General features: G+C 37.6%; 24 protein-coding genes. 10 read left to right on the top strand and 14 right to left on the bottom strand.

What is annotated here, in order from left to right; genetic code table 11:
* The first annotated feature begins 18 nt into the window (after positions 1-18).
* Both F3G88_RS09620 and F3G88_RS09615 read left to right on the top strand, forming a co-directional pair.
* Positions 19-1,113: a GGDEF domain-containing protein gene (locus tag F3G88_RS09620; protein WP_149716050.1), complete on the top strand. Its 1,095-nt coding sequence runs from the start codon at positions 19-21 to the stop codon at positions 1,111-1,113.
* The gene (locus F3G88_RS09615) at positions 1,106-2,155 is read left to right on the top strand and encodes a GGDEF domain-containing protein (RefSeq protein ID WP_149716049.1); all 1,050 of its coding nucleotides are present in this window, start codon (positions 1,106-1,108) and stop codon (positions 2,153-2,155) included. The genes F3G88_RS09620 and F3G88_RS09615 overlap by 8 nt, the downstream gene beginning before the upstream one ends.
* Positions 2,156-2,180: 25 nt before the next feature.
* On the opposite strand, the gene F3G88_RS09610 is transcribed toward F3G88_RS09615, so the two are convergent.
* From F3G88_RS09610 to F3G88_RS09600, 3 genes are read right to left on the bottom strand one after another with little or no spacing between them, the layout of a single operon-like run.
* Complete coding sequence (locus F3G88_RS09610; RefSeq protein ID WP_103615308.1) at positions 2,181-3,464, bottom strand: TRAP transporter large permease; 1,284 nt, start codon at positions 3,462-3,464, stop codon at positions 2,181-2,183.
* A gap of 11 nt (positions 3,465-3,475) precedes the next feature.
* Positions 3,476-4,018, bottom strand: coding sequence for a TRAP transporter small permease (locus F3G88_RS09605; protein ID WP_021084026.1), 543 nt, complete (start codon positions 4,016-4,018; stop codon positions 3,476-3,478).
* Positions 4,018-5,010 carry a DctP family TRAP transporter solute-binding subunit gene (locus F3G88_RS09600; protein ID WP_149716048.1) on the bottom strand — a complete coding sequence of 331 codons (993 nt, stop codon included), beginning with the start codon at positions 5,008-5,010 and terminating at the stop codon, positions 4,018-4,020. The genes F3G88_RS09605 and F3G88_RS09600 overlap by 1 nt, the downstream gene beginning before the upstream one ends.
* Positions 5,011-5,478: 468 nt before the next feature.
* On the opposite strand from F3G88_RS09600, the gene sodB reads away from it, so the two are divergent.
* Positions 5,479-6,096, top strand: coding sequence for a superoxide dismutase [Fe] (gene sodB, locus F3G88_RS09595; RefSeq protein ID WP_149716047.1), 618 nt, complete (start codon positions 5,479-5,481; stop codon positions 6,094-6,096).
* Between the two features lie 344 nt (positions 6,097-6,440).
* Here sodB and F3G88_RS10650 read toward each other — a convergent pair whose 3' ends face one another.
* Positions 6,441-6,563: a hypothetical protein gene (locus tag F3G88_RS10650; protein ID WP_258030387.1), complete on the bottom strand. Its 123-nt coding sequence runs from the start codon at positions 6,561-6,563 to the stop codon at positions 6,441-6,443.
* Between the two features lie 175 nt (positions 6,564-6,738).
* On the bottom strand, positions 6,739-7,905 hold the full coding sequence (locus tag F3G88_RS09590) for a MalY/PatB family protein (protein WP_149716046.1): 1,167 nt from the start codon (positions 7,903-7,905) through the stop codon (positions 6,739-6,741).
* Positions 7,906-7,993: 88 nt separating this feature from the next.
* On the opposite strand from F3G88_RS09590, the gene F3G88_RS09585 reads away from it, so the two are divergent.
* From F3G88_RS09585 to tpx, 3 genes are all read left to right on the top strand, one after another.
* On the top strand, positions 7,994-8,449 hold the full coding sequence (locus F3G88_RS09585; protein ID WP_149716045.1) for a DIP1984 family protein: 456 nt from the start codon (positions 7,994-7,996) through the stop codon (positions 8,447-8,449).
* 218 nt (positions 8,450-8,667) lie between these two features.
* On the top strand, positions 8,668-9,810 hold the full coding sequence (locus tag F3G88_RS09580) for a trans-sulfuration enzyme family protein (RefSeq protein WP_149716044.1): 1,143 nt from the start codon (positions 8,668-8,670) through the stop codon (positions 9,808-9,810).
* 9 nt (positions 9,811-9,819) lie between these two features.
* Positions 9,820-10,350 (top strand): thiol peroxidase, encoded by a 531-nt coding sequence (tpx, locus tag F3G88_RS09575; RefSeq protein WP_149716043.1) that lies wholly within the window; start codon positions 9,820-9,822, stop codon positions 10,348-10,350.
* A gap of 5 nt (positions 10,351-10,355) precedes the next feature.
* On the opposite strand, the gene F3G88_RS09570 is transcribed toward tpx, so the two are convergent.
* From F3G88_RS09570 to F3G88_RS09565, 3 genes are all read right to left on the bottom strand, one after another.
* Positions 10,356-11,699, bottom strand: coding sequence for a DNA/RNA helicase domain-containing protein (locus F3G88_RS09570; RefSeq protein WP_223228783.1), 1,344 nt, complete (start codon positions 11,697-11,699; stop codon positions 10,356-10,358).
* Between the two features lie 113 nt (positions 11,700-11,812).
* On the bottom strand, positions 11,813-12,223 hold the full coding sequence (locus F3G88_RS10575; RefSeq protein ID WP_223228782.1) for a nuclease-related domain-containing protein: 411 nt from the start codon (positions 12,221-12,223) through the stop codon (positions 11,813-11,815).
* Between the two features lie 662 nt (positions 12,224-12,885).
* Positions 12,886-13,110 (bottom strand): type II toxin-antitoxin system VapC family toxin, encoded by a 225-nt coding sequence (locus tag F3G88_RS09565; RefSeq protein WP_103644980.1) that lies wholly within the window; start codon positions 13,108-13,110, stop codon positions 12,886-12,888.
* 169 nt (positions 13,111-13,279) lie between these two features.
* Between F3G88_RS09565 and F3G88_RS09560 the strand changes: the two genes are divergently transcribed.
* Positions 13,280-13,531: a hypothetical protein gene (locus tag F3G88_RS09560; RefSeq protein ID WP_021092475.1), complete on the top strand. Its 252-nt coding sequence runs from the start codon at positions 13,280-13,282 to the stop codon at positions 13,529-13,531.
* Complete coding sequence (locus F3G88_RS09555) at positions 13,532-13,819, top strand: type II toxin-antitoxin system RelE/ParE family toxin (RefSeq protein WP_103644979.1); 288 nt, start codon at positions 13,532-13,534, stop codon at positions 13,817-13,819. It abuts the gene before it with no gap.
* A 10-nt stretch (positions 13,820-13,829) separates the two neighbouring features.
* Here the strand turns inward: F3G88_RS09555 and F3G88_RS09550 are convergent, their stop codons facing one another.
* The 6 genes from F3G88_RS09550 to F3G88_RS09525 all read right to left on the bottom strand — a co-directional run bounded on the left by F3G88_RS09550 (position 13,830) and on the right by F3G88_RS09525 (position 20,240).
* Positions 13,830-15,080 (bottom strand): hypothetical protein, encoded by a 1,251-nt coding sequence (locus F3G88_RS09550; protein ID WP_149716042.1) that lies wholly within the window; start codon positions 15,078-15,080, stop codon positions 13,830-13,832.
* 515 nt (positions 15,081-15,595) lie between these two features.
* The gene (locus tag F3G88_RS09545; protein WP_149716041.1) at positions 15,596-16,858 is read right to left on the bottom strand and encodes a 5-methylcytosine restriction system specificity protein McrC; all 1,263 of its coding nucleotides are present in this window, start codon (positions 16,856-16,858) and stop codon (positions 15,596-15,598) included.
* Between the two features lie 4 nt (positions 16,859-16,862).
* Complete coding sequence (locus F3G88_RS09540; protein WP_149716040.1) at positions 16,863-18,629, bottom strand: McrB family protein; 1,767 nt, start codon at positions 18,627-18,629, stop codon at positions 16,863-16,865.
* 100 nt (positions 18,630-18,729) lie between these two features.
* On the bottom strand, positions 18,730-19,182 hold the full coding sequence (locus F3G88_RS09535; protein ID WP_035142343.1) for an Lcl C-terminal domain-containing protein: 453 nt from the start codon (positions 19,180-19,182) through the stop codon (positions 18,730-18,732).
* A 230-nt stretch (positions 19,183-19,412) separates the two neighbouring features.
* The gene (locus F3G88_RS09530; RefSeq protein WP_149716039.1) at positions 19,413-19,853 is read right to left on the bottom strand and encodes an Lcl C-terminal domain-containing protein; all 441 of its coding nucleotides are present in this window, start codon (positions 19,851-19,853) and stop codon (positions 19,413-19,415) included.
* 27 nt (positions 19,854-19,880) lie between these two features.
* Positions 19,881-20,240: an Lcl C-terminal domain-containing protein gene (locus F3G88_RS09525; protein ID WP_159070995.1), complete on the bottom strand. Its 360-nt coding sequence runs from the start codon at positions 20,238-20,240 to the stop codon at positions 19,881-19,883.
* Between the two features lie 307 nt (positions 20,241-20,547).
* Between F3G88_RS09525 and F3G88_RS09520 the strand changes: the two genes are divergently transcribed.
* Positions 20,548-20,979, top strand: coding sequence for a transcriptional regulator (locus tag F3G88_RS09520; protein ID WP_021087448.1), 432 nt, complete (start codon positions 20,548-20,550; stop codon positions 20,977-20,979).
* A 345-nt stretch (positions 20,980-21,324) separates the two neighbouring features.
* On the top strand, positions 21,325-21,797 hold a 473-nt coding region (locus F3G88_RS10340; protein WP_188117486.1), incomplete at its 3' end, for a hypothetical protein.

Genomic DNA, 21,797 nt, shown 5'->3' with positions numbered 1-21,797 from the left:
AATTAACGGAGAGAATGCTTGGTACAGGAATTTATAGAGCAAGATAGCTATAAGGCTATCGATGACATTTACAAAACGATATTAAACGTAGCGATAGTAAGTAACGCCTTTGTCTTGATCGCGCTTTGCAGTTTTTACTTTGACTTAACGATCATTTTTATCTGTTTTTTATTTCTTTCTATTAGCACTGCTTTAAGGATTAGATTTAATATCAAATACAGATTTTTAATCTCTGCCATCTTTCAACTAAATGTCATCACCGCAGTTATCGCTGGCGTTGTTGGCATGGGCTGGAGCTCTAATATATGGATAACACTCCTTGGCGTTATCTTTATAAACTACTTTTTGGCTTTTAACCAAAGGCTTCTTACCTACTCTGTCTGCCTTCTTGAGCTATTTGTCCTTTTGTGGCTATATCTTACATATAAAGATAAAGTAGTTGAGATAGACACCATGGTACAAATAGGCTCAACCTGTATAAGCGTTTTCTTTACTTTTTACTTGGTCTTTAGACTTTCTTTTTTCTCTGATGCGATCACATCTAGTGGCTACAAACAGATCAGCGAAGAGAAAGAGGAGATAGAGAGAATTTCTAAGTATGACTTTTTAACCGGTCTTTTAAATAGACGCTCGATCGAGAGAACACTTAGATATGAGCTAAAAGAGCTTAGAGAAAAAAGCAGTGACGCAAATTTAGTCGTTATGCTAGGAGATATAGATAACTTCAAAAAGATAAATGACACCTACGGACACGACTGGGGCGATAAGGTCTTAAAAGAGATCGCAAGGGCTTTACAAGATACTTTTAGAGAAAATGACCGCATTTGTAGATGGGGTGGAGAGGAATTTCTAGTTATCTTGCCTGAAGTTAAAACTGAAGACGTAAAAAAGGTAGAAACCAGACTTGGTACAAGGATAGCACAGGTAAAATTGCCTGATAAGAGCTCAGTAACCATGACCTTTGGTCTGGTTCTTTGTGCAAATGGCGTTATAACTGATATCGACACAGTCATAAACAAAGCTGATAAAAAGCTATATGAGGGTAAGAAAAATGGCAAAGACCGCATCGAGTATGAGATCATGAAGGCAAATAAGGACAAAGACAATGCCTAAAATTTCACTTTATATCTCACAAAAGATCATCGTCTTTTCGCTCCTAGCTGTACATACTTTTTACCTAGTTATATTTTGCCTCATGGGCGAAGAAATTTTAGCTGTGGCAAACATCCTTTCTGTTAGCATATATCTTTTTGCACTAAAGATACTCTTTGATAGCGAAGAGAACAACAAGATCGTGATGTTTATCTTGCAAGTAGAAATTTTACTCCATGCCTCACTTTGCGTCTTTATCCTTGGACTGGGCTGGGGCTTTGAAATTTTATTTTTAACATCGACAATTAGCCTCTTTTTCTTATCAGTTAGCTTTAAAATGTTAAGCAGACTTATCTCTTTGCTAGATATCGCGGCATTTTTGCTTTTTTATCTAGTGATAGATCTACCAGTAAAAGATGATACCTTATATAAAGAGATATTTTTTGTATTTAACCTAACTGCATCTTGCGTGTTTGCCGTCCTAACATCATTTTTGCTAGAGAGCTCAAATTTATTTATATTCTTAGGCATCTTAGAAGAGAAAGAGTCTGCTAAGGCTGTCTTTAACCACGACCCACTAACTGGGCTTTTAAACCGCGCCTCGATGCAACAAATTTTTAGACAAAAGAATTTATTTGACGGCAATGACTTTGCTATCGTGATGTGTGACATCGATAACTTTAAAAAGATAAATGACACCTACGGACACGGTGCAGGCGATGAAGTGCTAAAGAGCCTTTCTAAAATTTTCAAAAACGCTTTTAGAAATGAAGATAGGGTTGCAAGATTTGGCGGCGAGGAGTTTTTGGCTGTTATCTTTGATGTTAAAAAGGCAAAAGCAGTTAGCATCTTAGAGCGTATCAGAGAGACGCTTAATCAAAATGTCGTTGAATTTGAAAACAATAGGATCATAGCGACGATGACATTTGGCGTCGTGGCACATAGTGGCAACACTGAGGTAAATATCGAGCGTATGATCAAGCAAGCTGACGAGCTACTTTACGTTGGTAAGCGAAATGGTAAAAATATCGTTATGAGCGCGGATTACGATCCAAGAGGATAAATTTAGAGGTCTAGACCTCTAAATTTTAATGTCCATACATTATGTTTGGTAGCCAAAGTGAAATTTGTGGTATATAAGTAACCAAGATAAGACCAAAGAACAAGGTTAGCGTCCATGGCAAGCACGCCATGATGACCTCTTTTAAGTTCATATTTGTAAGACCGCTTGCGACAAATAAATTTAGTCCAACAGGCGGAGTGACCATACCTATCTCCATATTTACAACCAAGATGATACCAAAGTGTATAGGATCGACGCCAAGCTGCGTAGCTATCGGAAGCAAGAGCGGCACCATGATCATGATAACGCTTGAAGGCTCCATAAACTGACCCATGATAAAGAGCAAGATATTTACAAATATCAAAAATCCTATCATGCCGATATTTGCGTCAAGTATCATCGAAGCGATCGCTTGCGGGATCTGCTCGCTAGTTAGCAAATACGCAAAAACAACGGCGTTTGCGATGATGAAAAATATCATAGCTGTTGTAAGGGCTGAGTCTAGGCAGATATCCCAAAGGTCTCTTATCTTTATATCTCTATAGATAAAAAGTGAGATAAATAGCGCATAGACCGCACTTGCTGCAGCAGCTTCAGTCGGAGTGAATATGCCTCCATAAATTCCGCCAATAACCACAACGACGATCAAAAGAGCCCAAAATGCTTTTGCAAATTTCTGCACTCTTACTTTAAGTGGCTCAGCCTTAGTCGCTTTAAATCCAAGCTTTTTTGCGCCAACGTAGGTTTGCACAAGCATCATGCCACCAAGCATAAGACCTGGCACAACGCCTGCCATAAAGAGCTTGCCAATACTAACCTCTGCCGTTACGCCATAAACTATCATAACAACTGAAGGCGGGATCAAAATTCCAAGCGAACCAGCCGTAGTTATGCCGCCCACTGCGTACTCTTTTGGATAGCCAGCCTCTTTTATCGCTGCAAACATAATCGAGCCAATAGCCACAACTGTCGCAGGCGAGCTTCCAGAGACTGCAGCAAAGATGATGCAGGCAAATATCGCACTCATAGGCAAGCCACCTGGCAAGTGTCCGACCATCGACTTTGCAAAGTCGATGATACGTCTTGCTGAGCCGCCTTTACTTAGTAAATTTCCAGCCAAGATAAACATAGGGATCGCCATTAGCGAAAATTTATTGATACCATCAAAAATTAGCTGCGGGATCGTAGCGATGTCGATATCTGTAAAAAATATCATCGTTAAAACAGTACTTGTGCCTAGCGAAACCGCCACTGGCACGCCTATTAGCATCAGTGCAAAAAGTAGGATAAATAAAAATGCTATTGTCATCTTTTTTCTCCTTAGTCTTTGACTACGCTACCGTGAGCTAGCTCGTGCGCTTCGTTGCTTACGACCTTCGCTGCAGGCGTTAGCGCTACTTTGATAGCCTTTTCAGCCGAGCGGTAGCTAGCTGTGACGAAGGCTATTGGAAGCACTAGCATAGGGACCCATTGAGGTATGCCAAGGTCTATGATCATCTGCTCGATCTCATGTAAAATTTTAAGATAATCAACTGAATAAACCGCGATAAATATCAAAAAGACAGTTGTTAAGATATGTGAAAAGAGTAAGCACGCCTTTGCAAGCGCTGGTGGAAATTTCTCCACCAAGATAGTTACGCTCACGTGGATGCCCTTGTTAAAGCCGTATGCTGCGGCAAAAAACGCCGACCAGATGAATAAGTAGTTTGATAGCTCGCTCGCCCATGACCAGCTTTTATCAAAAAAGTATCTAGCCACGACGTTGGCAAAGGCTAGTAGTGTTCCACTAGCTAGCCCTAAAACGGCGATAGTTTTATTAAGCGAAACTATCAATATATCAAGAGCGTTAATGAAATTCTTCATTATTTTGTCTCGATTGTCTTTTCTATAAGCTCTTTGCCGATGACATCGTAAAATTTAGGATAGATAGCCTGCATAACTTTTTGCCATTCAGCTTTTTGTGCGTCGTCGATCTTGAAAATTTCTAGCTTTTTGGTCTCTGCTATATATTTTTCAAGCTGAGCTATGACGTGAGCGTCCTCTTTAGCTGTCTCTTCTCTCTCGTAAGCTGTAGCTTCGCTTAGAGCTTGTTTTACATTTGCTTTTAGATCATCTGGTAGTTTGTTCCAAAATTTATCACTCATAACAACTAGATAGCCTAGATATCCGTGGTGAGAAAGTGTAAGTGAGCTTTGAACCTCGTGAAATTTAGAGTTATAGAAATTTGAAAGTGGGTTTTCAGTAGCATCAACTACGCCTTGTTGAAGTGCAGAATAAACCTCTGAAAATGGCAGAACTTGTGGGTTGCCACCGATCGCTTTGATCTGCTCTTCAAGCACTTTTGAGCTTTGGATTCTAAATTTTTGTCCTTTTGCATCTTCTGGAGTGAGGATAGGCTTTTTGCTTGAGCTAAAGTGCTTAAATCCAGCATCCCAATAATCAAGCGCCACAAAGCCCTTCTTAGTCACAAGACCTTTTAGCTCCTCGCCGACCTCGCCGTCTTGGACCTTGTGAAGGTGGTCTGCATCTTTAAAGATGAAAGGTAGGTCAAATAGCTGAAACTGCGGCACGATAGGTGTAAATTTAGAAAAGCTTGGAGCTGCCATTTGAACGTTGCCAAGCTTTAGCGCGCCAAAAACTCTATCATCATCAAGTAGCTGAGCTGATGGGAAGACTTGAACTTTTATCTTGCCGCCACTTAGCTCCTCAGCACGCTTTGCAAAAAAGTCAGCCGCCTTGCCCTTTGGCGTAGAAGCTGCGACAACGTGAGCAAATTTGATCGTATAGACCTTGTCAGCACCAAATGCTAAGCCACTGATGGCACATGTAAAAAGTAAAGCTTGTAAGAATTTCATCTTTCATCCTTTGTAATAGTTTTGATAGGTGCATTATAAATTTCAAAAATAAAAATTTAGAAATTTTGTTTCATAAATTCACATATCTTTATTTTTATATGTGTAATTTTGTAACATTTTTGATCTAAAATGGATAGTTTTTACTTTGTAAATTTAACGTAAAAATTTATTTATCATTTTTATAGAGCATATTTGTTACTTTTCTACACATATTTTTATATTATTTTTTACATTTAGAGAAATTTAAATTTACTTTTCTCTCTTTTACAAAGCCAAATTTGCTCTTTTAGGATATAAATTTCACTCTTCTAACCACAAATTTATAAAGAAAATTTGCTCATATTTTATAAATTCAAAATTTAGCTTTTATAAAAAGCCCTATTTTTGGCTTAAATTTTAAAAGATTTTGTTTGTTAATCTTTTGTGGCTATAATGCGAGATAACAAATTTTATTATTAAGGAATTATTATGTTTGAACTAAGAAAACTTCCGTTTGACGCAAATGCCAATGCAGTAGTTAGTGCTAAGACCTGTGAATACCACTATGGCAAGCACCACGCGACCTATGTTGCAAATTTAAACAATCTCATAAAAGATACAAAATTTGCTAACGCATCATTTTACGAAATCCTAAAAAATAGCGAAGGCGGCCTATACAACAACGTCGCTCAAGTTTATAACCACGACTTTTACTGGGACTGCATCGCTAAAAAAAGCGAGATGTCAAGTGAGCTAAAAACAGCGATTGAGGCAAATTTTGCAAACTTTAAAGAGGAGTTTTTAAAGGCAGCTACAACGCTTTTTGGCTCAGGCTGGGCGTGGCTTGTATTTGATCCAAGCAGCAAAAAGCTAGAGATCGTGCAAACTAGCAACGCAAAAACTCCAGTGAGCGACGGCAAAGTGCCACTTCTAGTCGTTGATGTTTGGGAGCACGCTTACTACATCGACAACTTCAACGCACGCCCAAAATACCTAGAGACTTTCTATGAGAACATAAACTGGGAATTTGTAAGCAAAGCTTACGAGTGGGCACTAAAAGAGGGTCTTGGCTCAGTTGAGTTTTACACAAAAGAACTACATAAATAATATCTGGCGGGACTTTCCCGCCTTTAAATTTCTACTTTTATTCAAATTTAACTATCAAATTTATAAGAAAAACCGCTTTTTGAAAGATAATACGATTTTAAACAGCTCAAATTCTCGTTTTGCCAAGTGACTTTTTTAAAATTTAACGCTAGCGCAAAATATCTCACTTTCAAATTTATTTTGAGTTGCTAAATTTAAAAAACAGGCGCGATATATAATACTGCTTTGAAAACGACCCTGATCATTGCATTTAAAGGCTTTTTTGCTTAAATTTAATGCAATTCAAGATCAGTGCAAGTTATCTCGCTCTTAAATTTCTCTCTTTCAAATTTAAACTACTAAATTTATGAGCGAAAGCTACTTAATTCCCAAACACGACCATGACACTCTTTTAGCGCACTAGTGCATGCTGGCGAGATATCAAAAATAACAAAAACTGGCTTTACGACCTCTCTTACTACGACCAAGCAACTCCATGCTTAAAATTTAAAGTAACCAAAAACAAGCATAGGCTCGCTAGACTTTAAATTTATCAGAAAACTTACTTTGATCTTTAAGAAATAAGGAAGGTCAAAAATGCTTCTAGTAGCTATTTTACATAAGGCAAGGGTGGCTTAAATTTCAAAGCCACCCAGCCAAAATCTATCTTTTTGAAGTGTATAAATTTATCCCATTTTGCAAGCGTTTTAGCCCTTCAAGCACCCTTTCGCGTTGCGTTGCGATATTCATACGAAGGAAAAATCTATCTCCCCTGTAAGCGTTGCCGTCATTTAGCCAAAGTCCCGCTTTATCGCGTAAGAAATTCATAAACTCGCTCGAATCCTCGCAAAACGCACTGCAGTCAAGCCACAAAAGATAGGTTGCACTTGATGGCAAAAGCTTCACTGGCAAGCCTTGCTCTTTTATGAAGTTAGCAACGACCTTTTTGTTTTCAAAAAGATACTCTCTAAGCTCATCAAGCCACGCTTCGCCCTCGTTAAATGCGGCGATTGCGGCGATGATCGCAAAGGCATTTGCCTCGCCGACCTCATCGTAGTTGATGGCGGCATTTAGCCTTGATCTGATCTTTTCATTTGGCGTAACGACGGCTGAGCTTTGAAGGCCAGCTATGTTAAAGGCCTTTGTTGGCGAGATGCACGTGATGGAGTTGTTTTTGCACTCCTCGCTCACGCTGATAAATGGCACGTAGCTTAGACCTGGGTCAGTTATATCGCAGTGAATTTCATCGCTGATAACCAAAACATCGTGCTTATAGCAAAGCTCGCCTATCTTTTTAAGCGTCTCTTTGTCCCAAATTTTGCCTATTGGATTGTGGGGATTACATAGAAGCATCATGGTAGTTAGCGGCTGGGCTAGCTTTGCCTCGAGGTCGTCAAAATCGATCTCATAAGAGCCATTTTTATAGACTAGGTCGTTTGATAAAATTTCACGTCCGTTGTTTTTGATGCAGTTAAAAAAGACGTGATATACAGGCGCTTGCACTAAAATTTGATCTCCTGGGCTGCTAAATCTCCTAATGGCAGTTGAGATGGCCGGTATGACGCCAGTGCAAAAGCACATCCACTCGTTCTCTAAGCTCACGTTGTGACGTCTTTGCCACCAGCTCTTTATCGCTTCGTTCCACTCTTTTGGGATGAAAGAGTAGCCAAAGACGCCGTTATCAAGGCGCTTTTGCAAGACGCTTAAGATCTCAGGTGCGGCCTTAAAGTCCATATCTGCAACCCACATCGGCAAAACATCGCTCTTCATGCGCCATTTTGACGAGTTAGTGCCCTCTCTATCTGTAAGCGTGTCAAAATCATATCTCATAGCAAGTCCTTGAAGTAAATTTTAAATTGATTATAACCCAAAAGATACTAAGATGATTTAAAAATTTAATACCCAAAAAGGAAAAATGATGAAACTAGCTCAGGCTCTCATACTAAGGGCTGACACGCAAAAGCGCATCGAACAGCTAAAAGTCAGACTGCTTAGCAACGCAAAAACGCAGGAAAACGAAAAACCTAGCGAAGATCCAAAGCTTCTTTTAAAAGAGCTAGACAAGCTAACTAGCGAGCTTTTTACGCTCATTTGCTCTATAAATTTGACAAACTCAAGCGCTAAATTTGATGGCATGAGCCTCACTGAGATGATCGCCAAAAAGGACGCTTTGGTGCTAAAAGCAAACGTGCTTAGGGAGTTTGCTACGAGCGCTAGTCAAAAAGTGGATCTTTACTCAAACAGCGAGATCAAAATTTTAAGCACAGTCGATGTGGCCGCACTTCAAAAGCAAGTGGACGCACTTTCAAAAGAGATCAGAGAGCTTGAGATGAAGCTTCAGGAGGCAAACTGGTCGGTTGATCTAGTAGAGTAAAATTTATGGTAAAAATTTAGCCAAAAGCGAGTAAAAAACCATACATTGGCGGCTTGCGAAGACCAAGCAAAAGCTTAAATTTAGTCTTAGCAATCTTACAAATGCAAATTTAAAAAGCACTTTTACTACCACTTACTGGTTTGGCTATATTTTGGGTGGGTTTGGGGAAAATTAATTTTTATCATGTAAAATTTCGTAAATTTTTAAAAAGGAAATTTATGAAACTAGACACTCTTATCGTAAAAGGCATCGAAGCTAAAAACAACCCAAACAAAGCGGTCGTTCCGCCAGTATTTTTAGCTAGCACCTTCGTGCAAGATGACCTTGAAAATTTTCAAGAATTTGCCTACTCACGTGGCAACAACCCTACGAAAAAGGCATTTGATGATATCTTTGCTAAAGTTGAAGGTAGCAAATACGCATTTAGCTTTGGCTCAGGCATGGCAGCAACAGCAGCTGCACTTAGCCTTATAAAAACAGGGCAAAAAGTCCTGCTAAATAGCAACGTCTATGGTGGTACTTATAGGTATGTCACGACTGTTTTTGAGAGTCACGGCATAAAGAGCGAATTTATAGATGATCTAAATTTTTTAAGCGAAGATGACATAAGCGACGACGTGGCAGCTATATTCATCGAAACTCCCTCAAATCCTCTCTTAAGAGTGACTGATATCGCTAGAATTTCAAAGATCGCTCAAAAAAAGGGCGCTCTAGTCATCGTGGATAATACATTTTTGACGCCTTACTATCAAAAAGTTCTTGAGCACGGAGCTGACATCGTGGTATATAGCGCCACAAAATATATCGGCGGACATGCTGACGTGATCGCTGGTATCGTCACGCTAAACGATGATGCTTTGGCTGAAAAGATAAAATTTGCCAAAAACACGCTTGGTGGCATCATCAGTCCGATGGACGCATACTACCTAATACGTGGGCTTAAAACTCTTAGCGTTAGGTTTGACAGACAAACGCAAAATACCCATAAAATCATCAAATTTTTAGAGGATAGTGACGCCGTTAGCGTGGTGCATTTCCCTGGCTCATATAGCGAGCAAGAGGCAAAGATGCAAGCAGCTCAAGCAAGCGATATCGGCGCTCTTATCTCATTTGAGCTTGATGAAAAATATGATGTAAATAAATTTGTAAAAGCGCTAGAAATTTTTGATCTAGCAGTGAGCCTTGGCGGCGTAGAGAGCCTTATCTGCAGGCCTGCAACGATGACGCACGAGGCATATCCAAAAGAGGTGCTAGATAAGATCGGCATAAAACAAAATTTGCTTCGTTTAGCCATCGGCATCGAAAATGTCGATGATCTAATAGCTGACCTTGATCAAGCGTTTAAAAAAGCTAAAAGATAAGGAGAAATCATGGCAACTACAAAATTTAAAGGCACAGATGTAAATTTAAGCGGAAACGAGCTATTTGTCGGCTCTTATGCACCTGAAGCAAGAGTCGTAGCGCAAGATCTTAGCGAATTTAGCGTGGGCGGAAATAACGGCATCGAGGTGCTTGTCTGCTTGCCTTCACTAGATACTGGCGTTTGCGCGGCAGAAGCACGTAAATTTAACGAAAAAGTAGCCGGCAAACAGGGCATTAGACTTAGCATCATCTCAAACGACTTGCCATTTGCGATGGGGAGATTTTGCACGACTGAGGGCATAGCAAATTTGCGTGTTGGTAGCGACTTTAGATACGGCGAATTTGCCCAAAACTACGGCATGCTAATGAGTGACGGGGCGCTAAAAGGACTACTTGCAAGAGCGGTCTTTGTCATCAAAGATGGCGTCATCATCCACAAGCAAATCGTCCCTGAAGTGACAGAGGAGCCAAACTACGACGCAGTTTTTGACGCGATAAAACAAAGCGGCGGATGTGGTTGTGGCTGCGGCTGCCATTAAATTTACTATGCAAAGAGCCCAGCTATGATGGCAAAGAGCTGACTGCCTGTCACCACTAGCTCACCAACCTCTTTTACATCCCTTAAAACTGGCCTTATAGAGGCTAGTTTTAGGCTTGATTTTTCTTTTATTTGTTCGCTTTTCTTTGGCAAGTCTTGCGTGATGCTTGCGTATTTTTTGATAACATCGATCACCTGTTTTATCTCATCTGGCAAATTTTCATCCAAATTTTTAGGCAGTGAGATATATAAATTTTCACGACTTCTAGTTAGCAAGACGTAAATTTTCCTATAAAAAAGCGCTCTTTCATTTTTATATATGGTCTGTAAAAACGGCAAAAAGTTGTGGATGATGACATTTTGCGCCTCAAGGCCCTTAATGGACTGTATCGTCAAAACCTCTACATTTTTACACTCTAGCAAGACGCTCTCTTTTATGGCATTTACAGCGACCTTGCTATTACTTAAAACGACGCTTGTTTCGCCATTTGGTAAGGCTTTTATGCACTTTTTAAGCTCCGCAAATTCATCAAGCTCAGCCACTTTTATGCTGCCATCTTGCAAGATACACTGGATGTCTGAGATGAAGTCATGATTTAGATAAAAGCTCTTTTTGTAGTAGTCGTTTATCGCAGAGTCCTTTTGCAAGATCTCAAATGCGCACCTAGCGATGTTTGAAGGCGTTCGGTAGATGTTTTTTAGATTTTTCACGCGCCCTCTCATGTCGATCCGCTCAAATTTTGGATGGTGAAAGATGTCGGCGATGTTGTTCATCGTGTATGTGTAAAATTTCTGAGCCTCGTCGATGAAAAATATACAGTCCTTTATCTCCTCATAGATGACACGCATAAAGCCAGCTGGCATGTCCTGAGTCTCGTCGCAAAGGACGTAGTCGATCGGGTGCTTTGCAAGGTGGGCTTTAAATTTCACTCTAAACTCAGCAATCGCTTCGTCGGTTTCATAAATTTGATACTTTTGGCTGATATTTGTATTTTCATCCATTTCAAGCTTTGTCTCGTCAAATTCTATGCGTTTTAGCAGCGAGATGATCGGATATACGGCGATATTTTTGTTTATAAATTTATCGCCAAAGCTTGACTTGATATTTTGGGCCAAATTTTTGTTAAAACAAAGCACGAGAAATTTCTCATTTTCGTCACGCTCAAGCCTATTTGCGACAAAATTTGCAAGTATCATCGTCTTGCCAGCGCCTGCAACGCCTCTGATCACGCGAAAACCGCCAGTGTAGCCGTTCATGATACTAAGCTGCTTGTGGTCAAAAAACATCACTTCGTCTTTCGTGATTATCGGGATTATCTTTTGTTTTAGCCTGCTTTGATTGACAAGCATTTCTGAAATTTTAAGAAACTCTTTTTTGTTTGGTAGCGTGCTTATAGAGGAGTTGAAAAATTTAGCAAAGATGTTCTCGTCTATGAGATCGTCCTTGAAAAAGGTGTGATTTTTTAATTTAGATAGCTTGGATTTTTCGCGTAAAATTTACTAGCCTCAGCCTTGCTGATAGAGGGGAAAATGACCCTGTACTCGACATTTATAGGCACTTTTTTAAGCACTGACTCTATCTTTGCAAGAAGCATTCTTTGATAAATTTTTACCTGTTCGTAGGGGTTATTTTCGTCTAGTTGCTCAAGATCATCCCAGTTTTTCACCTCGATGACATAAATTCCAAGTGCTGGATGGAGCAAAAGCAGGTCGATCTCTCTAGATGAGCCAGCAGGATCATCGATGCTCGCCTTTGGGATGAGATAGTAGTTTTCATCGCCCTTTTGATTTAAAATTTTACCGATAGCTTCGAGCACATCGGCCTCACCCTGCTCACCTTTAAATATCTTGCTAAAAATGCTTTTTATGTTCATAAACCACTCCTTTAAATTTTTAACAACTTTGACATTTTATAAATTTTAATCTTAGAGTTTGAAAGCGTACATTGTTAGAATTTAGTTTGAGACTAAATTTAAGCCTTACGGGTGAATTTAAAATGAATTTTTATGGCAAAAATACAAATTTATAAACTGAAGAAATAAGAAAATAATTGAAAAATTAAAAAAAGTGATTTTAAATTTGAAGTGGCCGGGAGATAGGGACACCTAGAGTGTAAAAACATTTTTCATTACTACAAGTACCTAAAAATGGGATTTCTATGGCATTTTTAAGAGTATAAATATTGACTCTTTCTGAGTAAAAAGATGTAACAAGTCTATGTAACAAGTCTAGCACCATTAATTCCTTTCCTCTGCAATATTTTATATAAAATTTCGTCCAAAATTTTAGACGATTTTTATTTAAATATATTAATCGGCAACCGCCAGGTTACCTAGATACTTAGTCTTTTGCCTGACGCTATCGCACCTTCAAGCGTGCTTAGCGTTAGCGAATCGTTGTCTGGGTTTAGTAGTCTATCGAGAGCGGCACAACTGGTTTTCATGAGCTTAGTCATCTTTGTTTTGGTTGCACATTCCAGCTTTAAGCTAACCTCCGATATAACCAACAAAAGGCTTTGTATTTACCGTATATTATATCAAATGCTCCAATTTCCCATCCTGAGCTCGCTTATATCTTTAAAATCTTTTTCGTTATTCGTAACCAAAATAAGATTATCGCCAAGCGCTACGGCAGCAATCAGCATATCCATATCGCCTATCCTTCTGTTTTTATTTCTTATCTCAAGCCTTATTTTACCATAGCTTGCTGCGCATTTACTCGTAAAATCCAAAACGCCGAAATTTGAGATAAAATCGCCCATCTGTAACAAGTATTCTATGATTTTAAGGGGCTTTTAGAACATTTTTAATAAAAAACTTGTCCGATTATCAGGACAACTTTTTCTAGAATTTTTAGCTATAGAAATTTTTGTTTTAATAAAATCAAAGACTCTAAAGTGCTATAATCTACCCAAATTTAAAAGGACTTTTATGACAACCATGATAAACATTCAAACAACTGCAGATAATACCACTCTCGAAGCGATAAAGGCTCTACTTTTTAAAATAGATCCAGCTGCTATTTTTGAAGCCTATGGTGAGCAGCAAAACTATCTTAGTAAAGAGGACGAAGAGCATCTAAAGAGGATTTCTGATATGGATGATAAAGGAGAGCTAGAGTATGTCTCAATGGACGAAATGAATGCTCATGTAAATTCTCTTTTTAAAAAATACGGTGCCTAAATGCAGCAAATTCCTTATTTAAGCAAGGAATTTCTAAGCCAACTTGATGCAATTTTAGATTTTTACTCTAAGGATAGCATTGAGACTGCTCGGGCTTTTTATATTGAGCTGGTAGAAAGGCTAAAAAGCATCTCTTATATGCCTTACAGATTTAGAAAAAATAAAACAATCAATAGAGAAGACACTAGAGACCTTATCTTTAAAGGGTATGTGGTAGTCTTTCGTATAGAACAAGATCACATAAAAATACTTGCAATATATAAGCACAATCTCACTCCTTACTCATAGAAATACGCTATTAGCTTAAATTTATAGAGGCTATAACTTCTAAATTACTATTTAGCTCTTGCGCCTTAATCTCCACAGGAAAGGCTATACCAAAGTGTTCAAGCTCTCTTTTTAGCTTGATATTTGTATTTGCATGAGTTATGACTAGATTATAAATTTCTTCTTTTACTTGCCTTATCTCTTCTCTTGCCAATTCTATTTCACTATTCTTTGTGATAAGCTCTTGATTAGTCTTGCAAAACTCATTTTTAGTAGTTTGTAGCTCCGTCTCTTGAGCTTTATATAAGCTTTCTTGATCGCTAAGCCTTGTTCTTAGTGTTTGATTTTCATGCTCTAGCTCTTCTATCTTTACTTTTTGATCTTCGCTGTATCCAGTAATGATCTCTATATATGTCTCATCTTTTTCAATGATAGCCTCTAGCTCTTCTAGTTTTTTCATAAGCTTATCATTTTCGCTAGCCACTCTAAAAGCTTTTAGTTTCTTATGCTTACTGCCACCATCTCCTTTTATCATTCCCAGAATTTCAGCATTTGTGTTATATACAGTTTTAAAAACGGTTTTATAGTCCAAATTTGGATCAGTTGTATTCTTTTTGAATCTTTGCATTTGGTTTCTGCCATTTACTAAGCTATTCCATTCTACATGAGCATGCTTTTGAAATATTGGTTCAAATTTTTCATATTCGAGTTCAGCCCCTTTTTCATAATATTGCTTACCATTTACACTCTCTTTTATATGTATGTAATAAGCTCTGCCATCCTTATCTGTAATGTATGTGCCACCTAGTTTGCCATTTTCATCATGAAATAGTGGAAATATCTCCTTGTTATCGCTCTTTCTCAAAAGGTGCCCCTCATCACTATGAATGTATAAATTTATGGGTTCAATATTTAAAATTTTACTTACTGCCTTTATGGATTTTAGTAAGCTTGATAGTTGTGTATGCTCATTTAGTCCTATGACGCATTCATAGTGACAGTTTTGCTTTAGTGGCTTTTTGCCTTTATGTTTATCTACTAGCTTGATCTTGCCAAGATGCGATACTTCATACTTCATCTCATCTCTTCTTTTTTGCCATAAGTCATCGAAGCTAAGCTTATTTAATCTTATGTACCTCACGGGCTTTTTCATGATGCCATATTTTTCGTTTAGATAGTATCCTGGCATTAGGTAGCCAGGTTTTTCTTCTCTACTATTGTGAGCATTTGTGCGGTCACTAGCTAGCTCAAATGTTATATTTGCTTGTTGGTTTTTAAACATATTGCCTCTTTAAATTTAATATCTATTTATAGTAATTATATGTGTTTGGGCAAAAATCATTAGCCCAAACCATTTTATTGCCCAAATTGGTTTAGAGAGCTCTAAACCTTTGGGCTCTGCGAGGCTTTTTAATGTAAAAGAGAGATTTGACCTACATTCTTTTAAAATATAAGTCATATTCTAGAGCTAGACTAAATGAGTCCTTTATGCCTACCCCTGCTAGCTTGTTTGTGCATCATCTGCTACATAGGCATTTTTCTAATCGCATATTTTACGTATTTTATTTTTTATCTTTAAAGCATATCTTTACAGTATGTTTCTCCGCTTAGCACTGCGACTACTAGCGGATCACTTGATGATATAGTGCCTTTTATCTTATATCCACATAGACAGCGATACTATCTTTTTTCTTTTAAAAGAACATCTTTACCATATATCCTTTCTATGGATAAAACAGCTTTTGTATCCAACAATCTTATGGCCATAAACGCTGCAACCTTTATAATGTTTTCACATTATCTTTTTTCTTTTATAGTTTCTAAAATCTTCTTAAGGTACTTTTTAAATTCGTCAGCAGATGTTTTATTATCATTTGTTAATACACTGAGTATAAAAATTTTGTTTTCAGAACTATGTCTTATGTTTTTTGGCTCATTAAAGACGTTACTTTTGGCATAGATTAGAATTCCAGTGTTTGAACCGGCTTTCTCCACGTATTGTTTTATTTGTAGCAAATTCTTGCAATCAGTTTCACCTATATAGGCATTATAAAAATGCCTATATTTAGCATCCAAAACAGCTAAAATTTTCCCTTCTTCATCTTTTATCGCAAAATCAGGTCTCAAATCCAAGCCTGGAATTTTATACTGAGTCTCTAGGCTAAATTTACCGCCAAATTCGCCTAATACACTTCTTATGAGCCTCTCGACATAAAGTTCAAAAAGGTTGGGCGCATACAGTAAATAACCAAAATTTAGATTTTTGACGGCGCTTTCGTTCGTATATCTAGAATCTTGCAAAATGATAATCCTAGCGATTTGAAGAGCAATTTTGTAGTCTTTATAAAGCTCGTTCATAACGGATTTTGAGTTCAAAGCCGCATCTATATCTCTGATGCTTTTCATCTCGCCGTTAGCATTGGCTAGCAAAAAATTCTTTATTTCTTTGTCGTAAAGTGCGAATTTAGTGTTTTTTCTAACCAAGATATCGTAAGCCCTTAAAAGTACCCTTGCGACCACTTCGTCAGGCACTCGCGAGCTTTTTCGGCTTGAAATTTTACCCGTAAAGGGCTGATCTTTTTTGATGAAATTTTTAACGTCAAGGCTTCCGTGCAGGGCGTAGTCTCTAAAAGGAATCTTTTTATAAACGCTTGGAAAGCCGCTTAACTTGGCTAGCTTTAAGCGGCTGATAAACGAGGCATAAAGGACGTAGTCCATAGGGATCTCGCCGTTTATCTCGGCGACGCTACCGCCAGAGCTAAAAAACGACGAGTCGATAGTTTTAAAAAGCTCGGCTTCTAGTTCTTTGCCAAAGCGCGAGTTTATGACGTACTCTTGCCCCTCAAAGGTAAAACGGCCTATATAGTTGCCGAATTTAAAACCGCCATTCTCGCACTTTCTTAAAATATAGTGCGCATCTTTGTCGTCTTTTATCTTGGATTTAAATTTATCATGCCGTCCGTTTAAAAAAATGACATCCGTCTTATCTTTTGCCAGCTCATCAAAGGTTATTTCTTTTTGATGCTCGGCACACTTGCAACAGCTGTTATCTTCAAACATCACACTAGCCTACGAAAATTTTCTTAGCCATCTTTAGTTTTTTCTCTACTTCGCCGTCGCCAAATTGCGTTCTGATATATTCTCTTAAAATCGGCTCTATATGCCTAGCCCAGATTTCTTTCTCATCCGTCGTTTCTTTTTTTAGAAAATACGAATGCCCTATCTCATAAGCTCTACCTAAATTTAAGCCACTAGTTTTTTCGTATCTTTTCTTATCCTTTTCTTTGTCAGATGCATCTGAGAATAATTTATTATAATCATCATCTCTGTTTTCGGCATTATTGTAAGACTGAATAGATCTTATTTTTACCCTAGTTTCATCTTCGTATTCAACTAAATATTTGAGTTCATTGGTGATGTAGTTATTTAAACTTTCACATTTTGTCTTGTAGGCTTTATCCGTCGCATTTTCTACAACCTCATAATCACACTCCATCAAGACCCACGCAAAGCGCCTTCTTAGAGCAAGATCAAAGCAGTCTATACTCTTATCCACGTCGTTCATCATACCGATAAAATAGATATTTGCAGGTATATAAAATTTAGTTTGCAAATTACCGTAATCAATGCAAAGCGATTTTTTACTAGCGTCCGATACTATTATATCTTCCATAAGCGCAGAATTTTTGATTTTTATGGCGCTGCTTTTTCCTCGGTAATTTTCCTCTAAAAGCGATAACGTCTCGCCAAATACCGCCGCTATATCGGCTCTATTTATCTCATCGACTATAAAAAAGAAATTTTCATCAGTATTTTGTGCTGCTTTTAAGCAAAATTCTTTAAATATGCCGTTTGTCAAAGCTAAATTTAAATTTCCGTTTTGTATGCCGATAGGTTTTATGCCGTCTATAAAATCCTCGTATTCAAAACCGCTATGAAACTGTACCCACTCAGTTCTAGTGCGGTTAGGATCTAAAATATCAAGGCAGTATTTTACGAATTTCGTTTTGCCGGTTCCAGGTGCACCGTAGTAGATGATGTTTTTTAAGTCATTTTTAGTTAAGCCATAAAAAGCTCCTGCTATTTTGCCAACCTGCCTCCAAATACCAGAGTTCCTATCAAATAACTCTTTATTGATATCGTCTAGGTTATTTTTAAATTTATCCCAGTCTATTTCAAGACTTTTTAGCGGTGTATAATTTTCTTTTATAAAAAGTTTAATCTTGCAAACGAATTTATTTATTTCATAGCACTCTTTTAATTTTTCAATCAAGCCACTATCTATTTGACCTACCGTACCGGACTTTACATCAAATTTTATTTTACCGTCCTTGAAGTAATCGATCAATCTTTGAAAAATGTTTAGATAAAGTATCGTATGATTATCACTTGAGTTAAAGTCGTAGCCGCAAATTGCCAATACATCATAAAAAGCATTATAAAGAGTATTAAAATCTTCTTCCTTGAGATCTGGACATTGGTGCAATAAAACAGAAAAATGTGCATCCGCTTGATCCCCTATTTTAGCTTTACTTACTTTACTGCTTATATCAAAAGTCTTTATAGTAACAATATTTATATCTACTATGTTGCCAACATTGCATATGCTCAGTGCCTTTTTGGCATTATTATATATATCTTCCAATGATACTTTAGTGCTGTATGTCGCTTGTATAGATTTATTGCCGTTAGAATCTTCTTCGTATATGGCAGTATAATTTTTGTACTTATCCCACGCCCCATTAAACACCTTCAAATTTCCCTTGCAGTCGACAACTCTGCTAAAAATTTCGTTTATTTTTATTATCTGTTCTGCCGTAAAATTTGTCATTTTATTCTCCAAAATTTAAAAAGCTCCCGTAATGGGAGCAAAAGGCTTTTCAAAGCGCCTCCATTAAGTCCGAATTTCTCAAAAAAAGAAATTTCAAAAATCAATCCTGTCGGACGCACCGCACGAAGTAGCGATGAGAAATGTCGTCCCAGCCAGCGCGGCCGCTATTGAAACGCATGATCATCGCATTAGACGAGTAGATGTTATGTTTGGTAGAGCTCCAGTACCATGGTAATTCGGAGTCTGCTATGTATTTAAAAGCGGTATTTAGAGCGAGGTTGGATCTTACTTCATCCGTTATACTTAGCAGCTCTGTTCCGGTCGGTAGCCTCCAGTCTTTGTATCCGGCTAGGTTTACTATCTTGCAGTATTCTTGCGCCTGCTCCCACGTTCCTTCAAAAATTTGTTTTTCATCCTGCCACATTAGTCTTCCTAGATTCTTTTCACTACATATCACTACGTTTTTATCATTATCTCGGTAGCACGCAGTGCTTAGCGCCTCTGCGTGAAGCAGTCCGCAAAGCAGCAAAGATATAGTTATGCATTTTTTCATCCATCTTCCTTTACTTTTTAAAGTTATATATCACTTGGATATTTTCCAGGCTTTCATTTATCAAAGCCACCTTTTACTTAGCCCATTTTATATGAGTTAGAAACGAAGCTTTTTTAAATTTATAAGTTTTCACCACACTGTTTTCTAAATAGACGCAAAATCTCATAGAAGCTCTAAATATAGACAAATTTTTATATCGCAACTCTTTCAAATCCTTTCAAAAATCAATACTATCGGACGCACCGCACGAAGAGAGGACCGCTGTTCCAGGAACCGCCGCCGTTCCGGAAATCCACGTACCACGCATTAGGCGAGCCGTTGGCGTCTTTAGTTTGGCTCCAGTACCATATATGGCCGGAGTCTGCTATGTATCTAAAAGCGGTATTTAGAGTGGGGTTATATCTACTCTTATCCTCTATGCTTAGTAGCTCCGTTCTGGTTGGTAGCCTCCAGTCTTTGTATCCGGCTAGACTTAATGTTTTGCAGTACTCCTGCGCCTGCTCCAACGTTCCTTCAAAAATTTGCTTTTCATCCTGCCACATTAGTCTTCCCAGCTTTTTTTCGCTACATACCACTACGTTTTTATCGTTATCTCGGTAGCACGTAGGTCTTAGAGCTTCTGCGTGAAGCAAACCGCAAAGCAGCAAAAAAACGGCTATATGTCTTTTCATCTTTTTATCCTTTCTTAAATTTTAAAATCAATACTGCCGGACGCACCGCACTAAGCCTTTATGAGATGAAACGCTGTAGCGGAAATCTTCGCCGTTATCGAAATCCACGACCCACACATCAGACGAGTCGTCGGCGCTCTTTGTAGAGCTCCAGTACTTGCCGCTAGGTATGTCGGCATACTTAAAAGCTAAATTCATAGCAGAACTATACTTGCTGTAGTCAATGATGCTTAAAAGCTCGTTTACTGTAGGTAGCCGCCAGTCATCAAAGCCAGCAAAATTTAAATTTTCGCAGTATTGGACTGCTTTGTCATAATACATACGAAATGGTGGCAAATCACCATCTTGCCACATCAGCTTATATATATTGTCTCTAACGACTTCCAATCGGTTATCTCTGCTAAATCCGGTAGTTATATCGCCCACAATTTGATCAAACGCAAACGCAGAGCCGCAACACAGCAAAAGCGCAAACATAAAAGCTATCTTTTTCATCTTTATCCTTTCTTGTTTTGCTTGAAATTAGACCTATTAACCTGATGACGTATGTTGGTTTATAAAAACTATCACTATTAAGAAAAAATTTACTATACGGATAATCTTATTAGAATTATTCTTATTGAATACTTAATTCATATAGTATTTTTTTATCAATTATACTTCTTAAATTTAGAGCAATTTCAAAGAGTGTAAAATGCAAATTTATGAAAGAATAAATGCGATCCTAAGAAGTAAAAAGTTAAAGAAAAAGGACTTTGTCCAAAAATTTATAGATCTTGAACCTAGGCTAAAAAGCACAGGCGAAGTGCCGTCTCTGCCATCTATATATAACTATCTCAATGGAAATAGAGAGATCAAGGCTGAGCTTATACCTTATATAGCAAAAGCCCTTGGAGTAAGCGAACAAGAACTTTTCATAGACGACCTTAATATCTCAAGCTTTTTAAAAGATATGGTCAATAAATGTAATTACAATGACAAAGAATATGAAAATTTACAAAACATAAGTCGCATCATAGATCTTTGTCAATATGCTTCAGAGCCACTCTTATCAAGGCTAATAGAAATTCTAGAGAAAAACAAAGAGCAAACGCTAAGACATATGAGAGATATTTCTCTTTTATAACCACCTTCTACTCACTATAAAGATGCCCTACCTAGAAAATATGTAGTTAGAATAAATTTTATATTAAATAAAGTTCGTAATGAATAATATACTTGAAAATTTTTACTTATAGAAAAAGGCATGGTATATGGATTAGAAAGAGGTGCTACTAGCAATTTCAATACATTATAGATACAGGTGTTCAATCAATCTATGTGCTTCAAAATAGAACAGACGGCTATGACTTATCATTTCAGCAATATTATTGCTTTGTTTTTTGGAAAACTAATAAAAATATAGGTAGAATTTTGGTGGATGTAGCTTATTGAAATACTACGGGTCTATTAAAAACTACAAGGATAAAATATGTCATTCGAGGTCGAATATAAACTTTTTAATGGTAGAAGCAAAAAGCAACCAGATAAAAACCTTAAAATAGATCAAACACCTATTTTAAACTCTCTTGTAAATACATATGCACTCTCTCTTTTTGTTAGTAAATTTTATGATTTTAGTAAAGAAAATGATCTATCTATACTTAAAAAGATAGTTGACGAAAAAAGAGACAGACAGACTAAAAAATTTATGGATGAAGTTAGCAAAGTTTGTGGCAAAGACGAGGATCTAATAGTAAATGTGCCAAGACTTCGTGGCTACATCAAAAATTTTGATGAACAAATAAAGAGCAAAAGAAAGCAAATAAATATAAAACTAGAGAAGATATGTGAAGAGTTTTTTGCGCTTATAAAGCTAGATCAAAATTTAGTACCGAGCCAAAAACAGCATATAAACGATAAAAATAGTTACATCCTAGCTCCAAATGAATACCTAGAAAAGCA

The organism is Campylobacter concisus, from assembly GCF_902460675.1.
GTDB lineage: Bacteria > Campylobacterota > Campylobacteria > Campylobacterales > Campylobacteraceae > Campylobacter_A > Campylobacter_A concisus_AJ.
This window is presented reverse-complemented; position numbering and strand designations above follow the sequence as displayed.